We start from the raw sequence: 16,313 nt of genomic DNA, 5'->3' as shown, positions 1-16,313 counted from the left end.
GAACCGGTAGTCCGTTACTTGCCGCGCCGAACGGTCCTCTCCCGGGACGAACTCGTCATCGACCGGCGGAAGTTCACCGGGCACGCGGGACACGGCCAGTACATCCCGCGCGGCACCTGCCAGTACCTCATCTAAGGAGCCCGCCGTGGACTTCGGACTCGTTCTGCAGGCCGACCCGCCCGCTTCCGCCGTCGTGTCCCTGATGCGCCGCGCCGAGCGCAACGGCTTCCGTTACGGCTGGACCTTCGACTCGGCCGTGCTGTGGCAGGAGCCGTTCGTCATCTACAGCCGCATCCTGGACCACACGGAGCGGCTGATCGTCGGCCCGATGGTCACCAACCCCTCCACCCGCACCCCCGAGGTCACCGCCTCCACCTTCGCCACCCTCAACGAGATGTACGGCAACCGCACCGTCTGCGGCATCGGACGGGGCGACTCCGCGATGCGGGTGGCCGGACGGCCGCCCAACACCCTGGCGCGGCTGGGCGAGGCGATCGGCGTCATCCGCGACCTCGCCGAGGGACGGCCGGCGGACGTCGGCGGCCACCGGGTCCAGATCCCCTGGATCCGGAACGGCAAGCTGCCGGTCTGGATGGGCGCCTACGGCCCCAAGGCCCTCGCCATGGCGGGCCGGCTGGCCGACGGCTTCATCCTCCAGCTCGCCGACCCCTTCCTCACCGAGTGGATGGTCAAGGCCGTACGACAGGCCGCGGCGGACGCCGGACGCGACCCGGCCGAGGTCACCATCTGCGTCGCCGCACCCGCCTATGTGGGCGACGACCTCGACCACGCCCGCGCGCAGTGCCGCTGGTTCGGCGGCATGGTCGGCAACCACGTCGCCGACCTCGTCGAACGCTACGGCGAGCACTCCGATCTGGTGCCGGAGGAGCTGACCGAGTACATCAAGGCCCGGGAGGGGTACGACTACGCCCAGCACGGCCGGGCCGGCAGCCCGCACGCCGACTTCGTCCCGGACGCCGTCATCGACCGTTTCTGTCTGCTGGGTCCGGTCGCCGCACACCGCGAGCGGCTGGAGCAGCTCAGGGCGCTGGGCGTGGACCAGTTCGCGGTCTACGCCATGCACGACGCCAAGGAATCCACCATCGACGCCTACGGAGCAGAGCTCATTCCCGCGTTCGCCTGAACGGGCGCCGGGGCACGGTGCCGTGTGGCCGTGCGGCCGCGGTGTCCGGTCGCACGGCCGGTCACCGCGAGCCGCCCGCCCCGCCGCCCGGCAGCCGGCGGCCCGTACCCGTACGAAAGGCCCCCGTATGCCCGCGACCCCCTCACCCGTGCCGCCGGACCTGCCCATAGCGCCGCCCGGGCAGCTCACCGCCCCGGACGGCCGCGTCGAACCCGCGCCGGGCGCCATCGCCCCGCACGGCCGCTACGTCAACGACGACCTGCGGCCCGTACCCCTGGCCGAACGGCGCTGGACCACCTACAACTTCACCGCCCTGTGGGTCGGCATGGCGCACAACATCCCCTCCTGGACGCTCGCCTCCGGCCTGGTCGCGCTCGGCATGGACTGGCTGCAGGCGGTGCTGACCATCGCGCTGGCGAACCTCGTCGTCCTCGTCCCGATGCTGCTCACCGGGCACGCCGGCCCGAAGTACGGCATCCCCTTCCCCGTCCTGGCCCGGGCCTCGTTCGGGCTGCGCGGCGCCAATCTGCCCGCGCTGGTGCGTGCCGCCGTGGCCTGCTGCTGGTTCGGCATCCAGACCTGGATCGGTGGCCAGGGCATCTACATCCTGCTGGGCAAGATCTTCGGCGGTGGCTGGGCGAAGGCGGCGCCCATCGGTGGCTACCCCTGGACCCTCTGGCTCTGCTTCCTGGTCTTCTGGGCCGTCGAACTCGCCATCATCCACCGGGGCATGGAGACCCTGCGCCGCTTCGAGAACTGGGCCGCGCCCTTCGTCCTCGTCGGCGCGCTGGTGCTGCTGGGCTGGATGGCGGCCAAGGCCGGCGGGTTCGGCCCACTCCTGGACCAGCCGAGCGCCCTGGGCTGGGGCCACGACTTCTGGAAGGTCTTCTTCCCGTCCCTCATGGGCATGATCGGCTTCTGGGCGACCTTGTCGTTGAACATCCCCGACTTCACCCGCTTCGGCGCCGGACAGCGGGCCCAGGTCTGGGGGCAGTCCCTGGGTCTGCCGACCACGATGACGGCGTTCGCTCTGCTCTCCGTACTGGTCACCTCCGGCTCACAGGCGGTGTACGGGGCGCCGATCTGGGATCCGGTCACCCTGGCCGGCAAGTCCGACAGCGTCTTCGGCCTGCTCTTCGCCCTGGTCACCGTCCTGATCGCGACGATCTCGGTCAATATCGCCGCCAACGTGGTCTCGCCCGCCTACGACCTGGCCCATCTGGCGCCGAAGTTCATCGACTTCCGCAGGGGCGCGCTGATCACCGGCGTGGTCGGCGTGATCATCATGCCGTGGAAGCTCACTGCCACCCCCGAGCTGTACATCTTCACCTGGCTCGGGGTGGTCGGCGGCCTGCTCGGCACGGTCGCCGGCATCCTCATCGCCGACTACTGGATCATCCGGCGCACCGTCCTCGACCTCGCCGGCCTCTACCGCCCCGGTGGCCGCTACTGGTACGCGGCCGGCTGGAACTGGCGGGCCGTCCTCGCCTTCGGCGTCGGCGGCCTGCTCGCGGTCGGCGGCTCGTACTCCCAGCCCGGCAAGGGCCCCTTCCCCGCCGACGGTCTGATCCCGTTCCTCCAACCCCTGGCCGACTACGGGTGGGCGGTCGGGTTGGGCACCGCGCTGACGCTCTACACCTTGCTCATGAGCACGGCGTACGGGCGCGGAGGCCGGTCGGCCTGAACCCGCCCAGGCGGCGACTCTGGCCCCGCTGCCGGCGGCCCCGGCTCCGCCACCGGCGGCTCCGGCCCCGCTGCCGGCAGCCCCCGGGCCCCGCCCGCCCCGCCGCCCGGGTCGGGGAACGAGGGAATACCCCTCGACACAGGGCAGTTGTCGGGTACAAGGGGGACCCCGACTGCCGGCCACTACACCCGGCCACCGCACAGGGCACACGTCGGCCCCCTCCTGCGCATGGCGCATTCCGGGAGGGGGCCGTTTGTGTTCCGGCGTACGCGCTTACGCGGGGAAGTCCCCCGCCTGTACGCCGGCGACGAACGCTGACCACGCTGCCGGCTCGAACATCAGGGCCGGCCCCTTGGGGTCTTTGCTGTCCCGGACGGGAACGGTGCCGTGGGCGCCTGCATGAGCCGGGGACCACTCCACGCAGTCGCCTCCATCTTGGCTGCTGTAGCTGGACTTGACCCACGGGTGTATCAGGGGGGTCACGATGCCTCCATTAGCTGTTGGATCATCCGGGCTGACGCGTCACGCGAGAGGGCTGAAGCGGTGAGTACATCGTAGGACCGGGAGAGGAGCCGCACCGTGGAGGCATCATCGATGATGGTTCCTGATCTGATGCCCTCCGTGTAGATCACGGGCGGCCCGTCCGGGGTGGTCAGAATGGACATGGAACCGTCCATGAGCCCGTGAGTCTCCGCAGACAACGGCATCACCTGTAGCACGGTGGTTCGCTGGGAGCCGTGGGCGAGCAATGCGGAGAGCTGTTCCCGCATCACGTCTGGGCCTCCGACGTTCCGCCGAAGCACGGACTCACAGATGACCACGGAGAAGTCCGGCGGGGAAGTGCCCTTCAGCACTCTCTGTCTCGCCATTCGTGCCCGGACCAGCGTGGCCACTTCTTCGTCACTGGCCCGCGGGTCGCCCTCCCGGAGAAGGGCCCGCGCGTATGGCGCCGTCTGCAGGAGTCCAGGCACCACCGTGGGTGACCATGCGGAGATGCTGACCGCCTTTGGCTCCAGCTCGATTCGCCGGCGGGAATGCATTGGGAACGATTGGGCGGTGATCTCCTCGTACAGCCGCTTGAACAATCCGTCTGTCGAAAAGACCTGGTCCAGCCGAGCCGGGAGGTCCGGAGGGATCGGCCCCACGCATGTCTCCACGCGGCTGATGGTGCTCTTTGAAGTGCGGACCATTCTTGCCAGTTGCGTCTGGTTCAGCGGCCCGTCCGGGTGCAGCTCCCTGGCGCTCCGGCACTCCTCGGCGAACTGCCGACGCGGGTCGTATGCGCCCTCTGCGCCCCCTGCTTCATCTCCGTTACAGCCCATAACTCCCCCTGACCATTGACCTGGTCACTCGCGGTGGTGGCAGCGTTTGAGCCGGTCAACGGCGTACGCAAGTGCCAGCCTGACCAACACCCAGGTTGGGCGCTGAACCCCTCTCACAGTAGCGATTTTTGCCCCACTCTTGTCACCAACCAGACGCACAGAGTGAGGGGTTCGGATGACTGAGCGAACAGCTTCAGCGTCCACTGGTGACCCGGCGGTGGCTGCGCGATGAGTGCCCGTGAGCGCGTGATGCCGGCGGTCGTGTTGGCCGGCTCGAAGTTGGAGCCCGTCCCGGTTCAGGGGTGCAACGTGTGCGAGCCCTGCGGCCAGGAGCGGGAGGTGGCACGGCGGGCGGGCCGTTCGCTGGAAGTCCGGAGCCTTAACGGGGTGATCGCGGGCCACCCGCACGGAAGGGAGGTGAGGGGGTGATCACGACGGAGGCACCACCCGGGTTCTGCATGTCGCCCAAAGAGATCACGACAGGGAGCGTCGTCTTCGACCAGGCGGAACTCCAGCGGGCACGGATGCGGGGTATGCCGTGAGCTGCCCGAAGTGCATCGACCTGGAACGGGAGTTGGCGGCGGCCGAAAAGGCCGGCGACCAGAGCCGTGCCGTGGACTGTCGGGTGTTGCTCCGGCGTCACCCCCAACACGATGGCGTACCCGTGGAGGCGGGCGCGCGTTCCCAGAGGGGAGAGGGCAGGAATGAGCAGGCCACTGGGCGCCCGCAAGCCTGGGGGTGACTGACTGACAGCGGCAGTCGGCCGGCACAACTACCAGTGAAAGCAACAACATTGGAGGAAACGTGATCACGATCCTTTCGAACGACGGTGGCGACAAGCTCCCGGGGGAGCCGTACCCCGGCCCTCATCAGCCCCCGTCCCCCGACGGTGGCCCAGGTCAGCCCAACCCGCCCAAGGCGGCCTGACCCAGTGACCACCGACGCACCAAAGGAGCGCCCCAGCCTCGACGAGCTGGGGCGTGCCCTCATGTCTACAGGGGCCCTTTCCTCCGACTGGGCTCCCTCGTACGCGGCCGTCCCGCGTTCCACCGTCCTGCCGGACCTCATGTGGCCGTTCGACATGGCGGTCGGTCGGAGCGTTGCCGTGTCCAAAGCGGACGACCCTGCCAAGTGGCGGGAGTTCGCGGAATCCGACGTACCGATCGTCACGCAATGGGACGACGGGAAGCACACCGGCACCGAACCGGGACACGTTCCGACCAGCTCCGCGTCCATGCCCTCCGTGGTGTTCCGGATGCTCCAGGACCTGGACCTCCAGCCCGGCCACAAGGTCCTGGAAATCGGCACCGCCACGGCCTGGAATGCGTTGCTCATGGCCCACCGTGCGGGGCCGGGGTGCGTGACCACGGTGGAGGTGGACCGGGCGGTGGCCACGGCCGCCATGGCAACGGTGGAGCGCTTGGGAATCCCCCTCCACGTCGTCCACGGCGACGGGTCCCAGGGGTATCTGGAAGGGGCGCCGTATGACCGGGTCATCGCTACGTGCGGGCTCCGTTCCCTCCCGTTCGCGTGGGTGGAGCAGTGCCGGCCGGGGGGTGTCATCGTCGCCCCCTGGGGGACGAACTACAGCCACGCCGACGCGGTGGCCCGCCTGGTGGTCGCGCCCGACGGTGCCAGCGCGTCCGGCAGATTTACCGGACCCGTGGAGTTCATGAAGCTCCGGTCCCAACGGTTCGTCGCCCGGCCCCACTCCGAGTACGTCACGGGGAGCGTGGCGGACGGCGTCGAATCCTCCACGACGATCACCGAAGCGGAGTTCGTCGGGGAGCAATTCGGCCCGGAGCGGTTCGCCATGGGCCTCCGCGTCCCGCAGTGCTCGTACATCGTGGCGAACAAGCACGAGGGCGCGCTGCCGGTCTGGTTCTACAGCCTGAATGACCGGTCCTGGGCCTGTTGCATGTTCCGCGACGGGGACACCGCGCGCGTCTGGCAATCCGGCCCGCGCCGGATGTGGGACGAAGCGGAAGCAGCGTTCCAGTGGTGGGACGGCCATGGCCGTCCGGACCCATCGCGGTTCGGTCTGACCGTGACCGCCAAGGGCGAAAGGGTGTGGCTGGACGACCCGGCCAACTCCTGGACCCTTTGAGACCGGCCCTGTCCGTGCTTTACCCCCGTGGAGCATGGGCGGGGCCTTCGCCCTGCTCTCCGTACTGGTCACCGCCGGCTCACAGGCGGTGTACGGGGCGCCGATCTGGGATCCGGTCGCCTGATCCCGCCCGGCTGGCGGCGCCCGCCACGCCCCGCCCATCGGCAGTCCCGGCCCCGCTCCGCCCATCGGCAGTCCCCGGCCCCGCACCGCACCCGGGAACCGGGGGAATACCCGTCCACGCAGAGCAGTTGTCGGCTACAGGGGGACCCCGGCTGCCAGCCACTACACCCGGCCACCGCACCCGGCCCACCCCACAGGGAGGCAGCACCGTGCACGGTGAATACTAGGTGCCGGGCGGCAAGCGCGTGGTGGTCGACCTCGATGTCGTGGACGGCGCGCTGCGCCATGTGCGCGTCTCCGGGGACTTCTTCCTGGAGCCCGACGAGGCGCTGTCCGGCATCAACCGTTCCCTGGAGGGCGTCGCCGCCGACACCGACGCCCGCGTACTGGTGGCCCGGATCGACGCGGCACTCCCGGCCGGTGCCGTGCTGTTCGGCTTCAGCACCGAGGCCGTGGGAATCGCCGTGCGCCGCGCGGTCGCGGGCGCCACGGACTGGACCGACCACGACTGGCAGATCCTTCACGACGGACCCCAACACCCCGCCTTCCACATGGCGTTGGACGAGGTCCTGACGGCCGAGGTCGCGGCGGGCCGCCGCCCGCCGACGCTGCGGGTGTGGGAGTGGGACCGCCCCGCCGTGATCATCGGCAGCTTCCAGTCGCTGCGTAACGAGGTCGACCCCGGGGGAGCCGAGAAACACGGCGTGACGGTCGTGCGGCGGATCTCCGGCGGAGGCGCCATGTTCGTCGAGCCGGACAGCACCATCACGTACTCGCTGAGCGTGCCGGAGACCCTGGTCCACGGGCTGTCGTTCGCCGAGAGCTACGCCTATCTGGACGACTGGGTGCTGGGCGCGCTCGGCGACATGGGGATCACGGCCTGGTACGAGCCGCTCAACGACATCGCGACGGACGCCGGGAAGATCGCGGGGGCGGCGCAGAAGCGGGTGGTGGCGGGCGCCGGGGCGGTGCTGCATCACGTGACGATGTCGTACGACATCGACGCGGAGAAGATGGTCGAGGTGCTGCGGATCGGCCGGGAGAAGCTCTCGGACAAGGGCATCGCCAGCGCCGGCAAGCGGGTGGACCCGCTGCGGCGCCAGACCGGACTGCCGCGCGCCGAGGTCATCGACCGGATGATCGCGTCGTTCCGGGCGCGCTACGGCGGGTCGGACGGCACGGTCTCGGACGCGGAGCTGGCACGTGCCCGGGAGCTGGCCGAGCACAAGTTCAGCTCCCGGGAGTGGACGGCGCGCGTTCCGTGACGGGGTGAGCCAGGGGACGGCGACGGGCACTGCGTACGGGCTCCCGGCCCCGCCTCAGATGCCCGCCGCCAGCCCTTCCAGCAGCTTCGGCAGGGCCGTGCCGATCGGCTCGCGGATCACCTCGTCGGCGATCTCGTCGTACGGGGTCGGCTCGGCGTTGACGATGATCAGCCGTGCGCCGTGGTCGGCCGCCACCCCGGCGAGCGAGGCGGCCGGCTGTACTTGCAGTGTGCTGCCGACGGCAAGGAAGACCTCCGCCGCCTTCGCCACACCGAGGGCGGTCCCGAGCACCTGCGGATCCAGCCGCTCGCCGAACATCACCGTCGCCGACTTCAGAATCCCGCCGCAGACCAGACACGCCGGATCGGGCTCGCCCGCGGTCACCCGGGCCAGCGCCTCCTCCATGGACGACCGTGCATGACAGCGGGTGCAGACGACCGCCCGTACGGTGCCGTGCAGTTCGAGCACCTTGCGTGCCGGCACCCCGGCGAGCTGGTGCAGCCCGTCCACGTTCTGCGTGATCACCCGCACCGGCGTCCCGGACCGCTCCAGCCGGGCCACCGCCTCGTGCCCGGCATTCGGCTGCGCCCGGAACGCCGGGCTCTCCTGCCGCATCCGCCATGAGCGCCGCCGGATCTCCGGATCGCTCATGTAGGCGTCGTACGTGACGAGCTTCTCCGCCTCCGGGTCCCGCCGCCACAACCCGTTCGGCCCGCGGTAGTCGGGGATCCCGGAGTCGGTGGAGATCCCCGCTCCGGTGAGGATCGCGACGAGGGGGCGGCGGGGCGGCTGGTCGGGGGACACGTCGGTGCCGGTCATGGGGCCGAGGGTACGCAGGAGGGCCGGTGCGAGCGAGGGGATTTGGGTGGTGGGGTGGTGGCGTGCCGCGGGCAGCCGGGTTGCTCTGGATTTCAGGATGTGACGGAATCTACCGTCGGCTCGTCAAGCCGCAGTTGGACCTGAGGAAATCGGAGGAGCAGCAGCATGAACTCGGAACTGCCGGATCTTGACCCGCTGTCCCCTGCCGACGAGATGGCGCTGCGGGAGCGGAGCCAATTCACTTCGCTGCTGCTGGGCGGCGGTGTACTTGTCCCCGTGGGGCTGGTGGCCGTATCGGTGATGACGGGTATGCACCTCTGGCCGACCCTGCTGAATCTCGGCGGCATGTACGGCGGGCTGTGGGTGATGATCCGCGGCTGGCGCGAGGAGCGCGAGCGGTTGGTGACCCTGGGCGGGTGGTGCATGGCGGCGTCGCTTGCGGTCTGTCTGGGGGTGCTGTGGCTCCTGAAGTGAGGCTCCTGAGGCCGTCCGCCCGTGACACCCGACACCGCCCCGCCCGGACTTCCGCGGCCTTCGTACCTCGTCCCGCCCCACCGACCGAGGAGTCACCGTGTTCACCACCCGCCCGACCCTCCAGGGCACCTTCGGGATGGTTTCCAGTACGCACTGGCTGGCCACCCAGTCCGCGATGGCTGTGCTGGAGGACGGCGGCAACGCCTTTGACGCGGCGGTGGCCGCGGGGTTCGTGCTGCATGTCGTGGAGCCGCATCTGAACGGGCCGGCGGGCGAGGTGCCGATCATCCTGGCGCCCGCCGACCAGCCGGTCCGGGTGCTGTGCGGCCAGGGCCCGGCGCCGGCCGGTGCGAGCGTGGCGCACTACACCGGCCTCGGACTCGACCTGGTGCCCGGCACCGGGCCGCTCGCCGCCGCGGTCCCCGGTGCCTTCGACGCCTGGATGCTGTTGCTGCGCGACCACGGCAGCAAGTCCCTCGCCGAGGTGCTGCGGTACGCCGTCGGGTACGCGGAACACGGCCATCCCGCCGTGGAGCGGGTCGGCGAGGCCGTCGAGACGGTCCGTGCGCTCTTCGAGACGGAGTGGACCTCCTCCGCCGAGATCTACCTTCCGGGCGGCAGGTCCGTCGCCCCCGGCGGGCTGCTCAGGAACCGTCCGCTGGCGGCCACCTGGCGCCGGCTGATCGCGGAGGCGGAGGCGGCGTCGGCCGGCCGCGAGGCGCAGCTCGACGCCGCCCGCCGTATCTGGCGCGAGGGGTTCATCGGCGAGGCGCTCGCCGGCTTCGCGGCCCGCCCGGCCATGGACACCTCCGGTGAACGCCATGCGGGCACCCTCACCGGCGACGACCTGGCCGCCTTCTCCGCCACCTATGAGGCACCGGTCACCCACGACTGGAACGGCTGGACCGTCGCCAAGGCGGGCGGCTGGTCCCAGGGTCCCGTTTTCCTCCAGCAACTCTCCCTATTGCCACCGGAGTTGCCCGCATACGGCAGTCCCGAGTACGTCCACCTGCTCATCGAGGGCGGCAAGCTGGCGATGGCCGATCGCGAGGCCTGGTACGGCGACGCCCAGGAGGTGCCGCTCGACACCCTCCTCAGCGGCGACTACAACGCCGCCCGCCGGGCCCTCATCGGCGCGCACGCCTCGTACGAGCTGCGGCCCGGCAGCCCGGACGGCCGCACCCCGCGGCTGAGCAAACACGCGGTGGCGGCCGCGGCGGGTGCGGACCGCTTCGGCGCGGCGGGCGGCTCCGGCAGCGGAGCGGGCGAGCCGACCGTCGGGGGCGGCGGGCCCGGCGGGATGCCCACGGCCCCCGCGCCCGGCAAGGCGCCCGCGGAGGTCGCCCCCGGCTCGGTTCCCCCGGAGGTCGCCCCGGAGATCGACCGGGACGGCGGCGCGCGAGGCGACACCTGCCCCATCGACCGGAACGGCGCCACGCGCGGCGACACCTGCCACATCGACGTTGTCGACCGCTGGGGCAACCTCGTCTCCGCCACCCCCTCCGGCGGCTGGCTGCAGTCCAACCCCGTCGTCCCGGAGCTCGGCTTCCCGCTCGGCACCCGGCTGCAGATGGCCTGGCTGGAGGAGGGCCTGCCGAATTCCCTCACCCCGGGCCGCCGCCCCCGCACCACCCTCACCCCGTCCCTGGCGCTGCGCGACGGGGTCCCGGTGATGGCCTTCGGGACGCCTGGCGGGGATCAGCAGGACCAGTGGCAGGTGCACTTCTTCCTGGCCGTGGCGCTGCGCGGGGCGGTCCGCGGCGGGCTCGATCTGCAGGGCGCCATCGACGCCCCGAACTGGCACCAGGACTCCTTCCCCGGATCCTTCTTCCCCCGCGGGATGCGGCCGGGGAGCGTGACCGTGGAGTCCCGGATCGGCCGGCGGACCATCGATGAGCTGCGGCGGCGTGGGCACCGGGTCACGGTGGGTGACGACTGGTCCGAGGGGCGGCTGTGTGCAGTGGCCCGGGATCCGGAGCGCGGTGTGCTGTCCGCGGCGGCGAATCCGCGGGGGATGCAGGGGTACGCGGCCGGGCGCTGAGGCGGCCGGTGCGGGGCGCGGCCGGGGCCCTGGGAGCCGGCTCCGTGCCGTGCCCTCCGCGGCGTCCGGAGTTCACCTGGAGTCCAGCTGCCGTGTCAGTGGCTCATGGTTCGATGGATGCATGATCGAAGCACTTCGTACCCACGATGCGGGAGAAACCACGGATATCACCGATGCTGTTGCCATGACCTTCTCGCCGGACTTGTCGGGGCTGGACCTGGCCGCCGTAGAGGCCGCCATCCGCCGCGCCGCGGCCGAGGAGATCATGCCGCGCTTCCGGCAGCTGGCTGCCGAGGACATCGTCGAGAAGAACGGCCCGCACGACCTCGTCACGGTCGCCGACCGGCGCGCCGAGGAGCAGCTCACCGCCGCCCTGACGGACCTGCTGCCCGGCTCCCGGGTGGTCGGCGAGGAGGCGGTGCACGCCGATCCCACCGTGCTCGACGCGCTGCACGGCGACGCCCCCGTCTGGATCGTCGACCCGGTCGACGGCACCCGCCAGTTCGTGCACGGCGACCCCGGCTTCGCCACGCTCGTCGCGCTCGCCCACCGCGGTGAGCTGCTGGCGTCGTGGACGTACGCCCCCGCGCTCGGCCTGCTGGCCGTCGCCCGTCGCGGCGCCGGCGCCCAGCTCAACGGCGTACCGCTGCACACCGGCAGCCCGGAGCCCGGCGCCGTCCTCCATGTGGCCACCTCCCACTACGACTTCACCGATGACGACCAGAAGCGGGTGCTCGCCGTTCTGGACACCGCCGGCGTCGCGCCGCGGCCCTGTGGCTCGGCGGGTCTGGAGTATCTGCACATAGCCCGCGGCGAGCTCGACGCCATCGCCTTCAGCTGGGAGAACGCCTGGGATCACGCGGCCGGGCTGCTGCTGGTCCAGGAGGCGGGCGGCGCGAGCGGCACGGTCGCCGGGCAGCCGTTCCGGATCGCGGGCGGCAATGCGCTGCCCTTCACCGCGGCGCGGGACGCCGAAACGGCGCGGCGTATCCTCGAACTGCTGGCGGCCGCCAACTGATCCTCACCGACGAGGGTCGGACGTGAGGGGAGTGGCGTAGTGCCGAGGATGCTCGATGCCGTGGTGATCGGGGCGGGACCCAACGGCCTGACGGCGGCCGTCGAACTCGCCCGCCGGGGCATGTCCGTGGAGGTCTTCGAGGCCTGCGACACCATCGGCGGCGGTGCCCGCACCGAGGAGCTGACCCTCCCCGGCTTCCGCCACGACCCCTGCTCGGCGGTGCACCCCACGGGCGCGGGCTCACCCGCCTTCGCCGCCATGCCGCTGGACCGCTACGGCCTCGAATGGCTGCACCCCGACCTCCCGATGGCGCACCCCTTCCCGGACGGCACGGCCGCCGTGCTCGCCCACTGCGTCGGTGAGACCGCCATGTCCTTCGGACCGCGCGACGCCGGCACCTACCGCAGGCTCGTCGCGCCCTTCGTCGGCAAGTGGGAGGCGATGGCCCGTGACTTCCTGCGCACCCAGTGGCTCGGCCTGCCCCAGGACCCGCTGACCTACGCCCGCTTCGGCCTGGTCGCGATGCAGCCGGTCATCCTGCTCAACCGCCGCTTCCAGGACGAGAAGGCCCGCGCGCTGCTGGCCGGGCTCGGTGCGCACGCCAACGCCCCGCTCAGTGGCTTCGGGACCTCCGGCATGGCCCTGATGTTCGCGCTCGCCGCCCACGCCCACGGCTGGCCGGTGGCCCGCGGCGGCTCCCAGGCCATCTCCGACGCCCTCGCCGGGCTGCTGCGCGCCCATGGCGGCGCGGTGCACACCGACTTCGAGGTCAAGCGGCTGGACGACCTGCCGCCGGCCCGGGCGTACGTCTTCGACACCTCACCGACCGCGCTCGCCCGGATCGCCGGGCTGGGCAACGCCTACCGCGACGTGAAGTACGGCCCCAGCGTCTTCAAGGTCGATTACGCACTGTCGGGCCCGGTGCCGTGGACGGCCGCGGAGGCCCGCCGCGCCGGCACCGTGCACATCGGCCCCACCAGCGGCGAGATCGCCGCCTCGCTGAACGCCGCCACCCACGGCCAGGACCCGTCCCGCCCCTTCCTGATCACCGCTCAGCCCAGCCTGATCGACCCCACCCGCGCCCCCGAGGGCAAGCACACGTTCTGGGCGTACGGCCATGTCCCGAACGGCTGGGAGGGCGATGCCACCGAGGCCGTCGAGCGGCAGATCGAGCGGTTCGCGCCCGGTTTCCGCGACCTGGTCCTGGCCCGCGCGGTGGCCGGCCCGCCGCAACTCGCCGTCCGTAACGCCAATTACGTGGGCGGCGACACCGCCACCGGCTCCGCGGCCGGCCTGCGGCTGCTCATCCGCCCCAAGCTCGCCCGCGTCCCGTACGAGACCGCCCACCCCGCCGTCTTCCTCTGCTCGCAGGCCACCCCGCCCGGCCCCGGTGTCCACGGCATGTCCGGCCACTACGCCGCCAAGGCGGTCTGGCGGCGGCTGCGCGGACACCGCCGCTGACCGGCCCCGCACAACCGCCCGCCGGCCGCGGACACGCCGTAGGGTCGGACACCATGAGCACCTCCCGCACCTCTCTCACCCTCGTCCAGGGCGATATCACCGAACAGGCCGTGGACGCCGTGGTCAATGCCGCCAACTCCTCGCTGCTCGGCGGCGGGGGAGTGGACGGCGCGATCCACCGGCGCGGCGGCCCCGAGATCCTCGCCGAGTGCCGCGCCCTGCGCGACGGCCACTACGGCGGCGGGCTGCCCACCGGCCGGGCCGTCGCCACCACCGCCGGCCGGCTGCCCGCGCGTTGGGTCGTCCACACCGTCGGGCCGGTGTACGCGAAGAGCGAGGACCGCAGCGACCTGCTCGCCTCCTGCTATCGCGCATCACTGCAGGTCGCCGGCGAGCTGGGCGCGCGGACGGTCGCCTTCCCGGCCATCTCCACCGGCATCTACGGCTGGCCGCTCGCCGACGGCGCCCGCACCGCCGTCGCCACCGTCCGCGCCGCGGTCGACGCGGCCCCCGATACCTTCGACGAGATCCGTTTCGTCGTGTTCGACGACAGCGCGCGGGAGGCGTACGAGGCGGCCCTGAACGAGACCGGTAGCTGAGGAAGCTCGCCGCACCGGGACCGGGACCTCGAACCGCCCCGCCCCAGGTGGTCCGACCTCGATGTCGGATTCTCGCCAGCCGGAGCGCGCCGGCTGGGGAATCCTTGAGGGCATGCACACCGACACCGAGCGCTGCGTGCGCGCCGTGCAGTCCAAGGACGCCCGCTTCGACGGCTGGTTCTACACGGCGGTGCTCACCACCCGTATCTACTGCCGGCCCAGCTGCCCGGTGGTGCCGCCCAAGCCGGAGAACATGCGCTTCTACCCGAGCGCGGCCGCCGCCCAGCAGGCCGGATTCCGGGCCTGCAAGCGGTGCCGGCCGGACGCCAGCCCGGGGTCCCCGCAGTGGGACGAGCGGGCCGACCTGGTCGCCCGCGCCATGCGGCTGATCGCCGACGGCATCGTCGACCGCGAGGGCGTCCCCGGACTCGCGGCCCGGCTCGGCTACAGCACCCGGCAGATCGAGCGGCAGCTGCTCGCCGAGCTGGGGGCCGGGCCGCTGGCCCTCGCCCGCGCGCAGCGTGCACAGACCGCCCGGCTGTTGGTGGAGACCACCGCACTGCCGATGGCCGAGGTCGCCTTCGCCGCCGGATTCGCCAGCATCCGTACCTTCAACGAGACGGTGCGGGAGGTCTTCGCGCTGTCCCCGACGGAGCTCCGGCTGCGCGCGCGGCCCGGCCCCCGTACGGCGGCGCCCGGCACGCTGGCGCTGCGGCTGCCCTTCCGGCAGCCGCTGAACCCCGACAACCTCTTCGGACACCTCGCCGCCACCGCGGTCCCCGGCGTCGAGGAGTGGCGGGACGGCGCCTACCGCCGGACCCTGCGCCTCCCCTACGGGCACGGCATCGTCGCCCTCACGCCCCGCCCCGACCACATCGACTGCCGGCTGTCCCTGACCGATCTGCGGGATCTGGCCGGCGCCATCGCCCGCTGCCGCCGGATGCTGGACCTCGACGCGGACCCGGAGGCCGTCGACGGGCTGCTCCGCGAGGACCCCCTGCTGGCGCCGCTCGTCGACAAGGCCCCCGGCCGCCGGGTCCCGCGGACCGTCGACGCCGACGAGTTCGCCCTCCGCGCCGTACTGGGCCAGCAGGTCTCCACCGCGGCGGCGCGCACCCACGCCGGGCGGCTGGTCCGTGCGCACGGCGAGCGGGTCGACGACCCGGGCGGCGGCCTCAGCCACCTCTTCCCGTCCCCCGCCGCGCTCGCCGGGCTGGACCCCGAGTCGCTGGCGATGCCCCGCACCCGCCGGGCCACCCTCACCGGCGTCATCGCCGCCCTCGGCTCCGGCGCGCTGCAACTGGGCGTCGGCAGTGACCGCGAAGAGGCCCGCGCACAGCTCGCGACGCTGCCGGGCATCGGCCCCTGGACCGTCGAATGCATCGCCATGCGCGGGCTCGGCGACCCGGACGCCTTCACCCCAACCGACCTCGGACTCCGCCGCGCGGCCGCCGGCCTCGGCCTGCCGGCCACCCCCGCGGCCCTCGTCCGGCACGCCGCCCTCTGGCGCCCCTGGCGCGCCTACGCGGTCCAGTACCTCTGGGCGACCGACGACCACCCCATCAACCATCTCCCGACGAACTGAGCCCACCGGCCCACCGCTTCCGACGAACTGAGCCCACCGCCTCCCGACGAACTGAGCCCACCACCATGACCGTGCACACCGCCGAGCCCGGCGCCCCCGTCACCCACACCGTCCTGGACGGCACCCCGGTGGGACCGCTCACCCTGGTCGCCGCCGGGACCGCCCTCACCGGCCTCTACATGACCGACCAGCGCCACCGCCCGCCCCAGGAGAGCTTCGGCGACCCGGCGGACCCCGGCGCACCGCCGTTCGCCGCGGCCATCGCCCAGCTACGGGCCTATTTCCGCGGCGAGTTGACCACCTTCGACCTGCCGCTCACCCTGCGCGGCACCCCCTTCCAGCGCCGCGTCTGGGCGGCGCTGTGCACCATCCCGTACGGCGAGACCCGCTCGTACGGGCAGCTCGCCGAGGCGCTCGGTGTCCCCACCGCGGCCCGCGCGGTCGGCCTGGCCAACGGGCGCAACCCGGTCGGCATCATCGTCCCCTGCCATCGCGTCGTCGGCGCCGACGGCAGCCTCACCGGCTACGGCGGCGGCCTCGACCGCAAGCGCCGGCTGCTCGCCTTCGAGCGGTCGGACGAGGCGCTGTTCCCGGCCGGGGCATGCGGCTGAAGGGTGCTCGCCGGGGGAGGGGCCCGTGGGGGCCTGGCGGGGAGCCGGCACTGCGCGGCG

Annotated in this window: 14 protein-coding genes; 11 read left to right on the top strand and 3 right to left on the bottom strand. The window is 72.2% G+C overall.

The genetic code is table 11. The features are described from left to right. Nucleotides 1-145 precede the first annotated feature (145 nt). Entirely contained in the window at nt 146-1,144 is a 999-nt protein-coding gene (locus CPH93_RS05750) for a TIGR03842 family LLM class F420-dependent oxidoreductase (RefSeq protein ID WP_093486420.1), read from the top strand. 127 nt (nt 1,145-1,271) lie between these two features. Beyond that, nucleotides 1,272-2,828 (top strand): NCS1 family nucleobase:cation symporter-1, encoded by a 1,557-nt coding sequence (locus CPH93_RS05745; RefSeq protein WP_096212167.1) that lies wholly within the window; start codon nt 1,272-1,274, stop codon nt 2,826-2,828. Nucleotides 2,829-3,101: 273 nt separating this feature from the next. On the opposite strand, the gene CPH93_RS05740 is transcribed toward CPH93_RS05745, so the two are convergent. Further along, nucleotides 3,102-3,311, bottom strand: a complete 210-nt coding sequence (locus CPH93_RS05740; RefSeq protein ID WP_096212166.1) for a DUF397 domain-containing protein — start codon at nt 3,309-3,311, stop codon at nt 3,102-3,104. After that, nucleotides 3,308-3,985 carry a DUF5753 domain-containing protein gene (locus CPH93_RS05735; protein WP_331716981.1) on the bottom strand — a complete coding sequence of 226 codons (678 nt, stop codon included), beginning with the start codon at nt 3,983-3,985 and terminating at the stop codon, nt 3,308-3,310. Before CPH93_RS05735 ends, CPH93_RS05740 begins: the two co-directional genes overlap by 4 nt. A 1,153-nt stretch (nt 3,986-5,138) precedes the next feature. Between CPH93_RS05735 and CPH93_RS05720 the strand changes: the two genes are divergently transcribed. Both CPH93_RS05720 and CPH93_RS05715 read left to right on the top strand, forming a co-directional pair. Continuing rightward, a complete protein-coding gene (locus CPH93_RS05720; RefSeq protein ID WP_443031456.1) occupies nt 5,139-6,257 on the top strand; it encodes a protein-L-isoaspartate(D-aspartate) O-methyltransferase in 1,119 nt (372 codons plus the stop codon). 350 nt (nt 6,258-6,607) lie between these two features. Continuing rightward, nucleotides 6,608-7,645, top strand: coding sequence for a lipoate--protein ligase family protein (locus CPH93_RS05715; RefSeq protein ID WP_231977193.1), 1,038 nt, complete (start codon nt 6,608-6,610; stop codon nt 7,643-7,645). A 54-nt stretch (nt 7,646-7,699) separates the two neighbouring features. On the opposite strand, the gene CPH93_RS05710 is transcribed toward CPH93_RS05715, so the two are convergent. After that, nucleotides 7,700-8,464 carry an SIR2 family NAD-dependent protein deacylase gene (locus tag CPH93_RS05710; protein ID WP_093486436.1) on the bottom strand — a complete coding sequence of 255 codons (765 nt, stop codon included), beginning with the start codon at nt 8,462-8,464 and terminating at the stop codon, nt 7,700-7,702. Between the two features lie 165 nt (nt 8,465-8,629). Here CPH93_RS05710 and CPH93_RS05705 point away from each other — a divergent pair, with 165 nt between their 5' ends. The 7 genes from CPH93_RS05705 (at nt 8,630) to CPH93_RS05675 (ending at nt 16,253) form a co-directional block, all read left to right on the top strand. After that, entirely contained in the window at nt 8,630-8,938 is a 309-nt protein-coding gene (locus CPH93_RS05705; RefSeq protein ID WP_096212163.1) for a hypothetical protein, read from the top strand. 97 nt (nt 8,939-9,035) lie between these two features. Further along, nucleotides 9,036-10,979: a gamma-glutamyltransferase family protein gene (locus CPH93_RS05700; protein ID WP_096212162.1), complete on the top strand. Its 1,944-nt coding sequence runs from the start codon at nt 9,036-9,038 to the stop codon at nt 10,977-10,979. A 184-nt stretch (nt 10,980-11,163) separates the two neighbouring features. Further along, a complete protein-coding gene (locus tag CPH93_RS05695) occupies nt 11,164-11,997 on the top strand; it encodes an inositol monophosphatase family protein (RefSeq protein ID WP_096212161.1) in 834 nt (277 codons plus the stop codon). A 39-nt stretch (nt 11,998-12,036) separates the two neighbouring features. Beyond that, nucleotides 12,037-13,458: a phytoene desaturase family protein gene (locus tag CPH93_RS05690; protein ID WP_096212160.1), complete on the top strand. Its 1,422-nt coding sequence runs from the start codon at nt 12,037-12,039 to the stop codon at nt 13,456-13,458. Between the two features lie 53 nt (nt 13,459-13,511). After that, a complete protein-coding gene (locus CPH93_RS05685; protein ID WP_096212159.1) occupies nt 13,512-14,057 on the top strand; it encodes an O-acetyl-ADP-ribose deacetylase in 546 nt (181 codons plus the stop codon). A gap of 112 nt (nt 14,058-14,169) precedes the next feature. Continuing rightward, a complete protein-coding gene (locus CPH93_RS05680; RefSeq protein WP_093486448.1) occupies nt 14,170-15,642 on the top strand; it encodes a DNA-3-methyladenine glycosylase 2 in 1,473 nt (490 codons plus the stop codon). 65 nt (nt 15,643-15,707) lie between these two features. After that, a complete protein-coding gene (locus CPH93_RS05675; protein ID WP_096212158.1) occupies nt 15,708-16,253 on the top strand; it encodes a methylated-DNA--[protein]-cysteine S-methyltransferase in 546 nt (181 codons plus the stop codon). Nucleotides 16,254-16,313 lie beyond the last annotated feature (60 nt).

The organism is Streptomyces sp. 2323.1, assembly GCF_900221035.1.
Taxonomy (GTDB): domain Bacteria; phylum Actinomycetota; class Actinomycetes; order Streptomycetales; family Streptomycetaceae; genus Streptomyces; species Streptomyces sioyaensis.
Note: the sequence above shows the minus strand (reverse complement) of the source record. Positions and strands in the feature narration are given on the sequence as shown.

Coding starts and splice junctions, on each gene's coding strand:
- CPH93_RS05745 (WP_096212167.1), top strand. CDS start 1,272: ATGCCCGCGACCCCCTCACCCGTGCCGCCGGACCTGCCCATAGCGCCG.
- CPH93_RS05720 (WP_443031456.1), top strand. CDS start 5,139: ATGTCTACAGGGGCCCTTTCCTCCGACTGGGCTCCCTCGTACGCGGCC.
- CPH93_RS05710 (WP_093486436.1), bottom strand. CDS start 8,464: ATGACCGGCACCGACGTGTCCCCCGACCAGCCGCCCCGCCGCCCCCTC.
- CPH93_RS05705 (WP_096212163.1), top strand. CDS start 8,630: ATGAACTCGGAACTGCCGGATCTTGACCCGCTGTCCCCTGCCGACGAG.
- CPH93_RS05695 (WP_096212161.1), top strand. CDS start 11,164: ATGACCTTCTCGCCGGACTTGTCGGGGCTGGACCTGGCCGCCGTAGAG.
- CPH93_RS05685 (WP_096212159.1), top strand. CDS start 13,512: ATGAGCACCTCCCGCACCTCTCTCACCCTCGTCCAGGGCGATATCACC.
- CPH93_RS05680 (WP_093486448.1), top strand. CDS start 14,170: ATGCACACCGACACCGAGCGCTGCGTGCGCGCCGTGCAGTCCAAGGAC.
- CPH93_RS05675 (WP_096212158.1), top strand. CDS start 15,708: ATGACCGTGCACACCGCCGAGCCCGGCGCCCCCGTCACCCACACCGTC.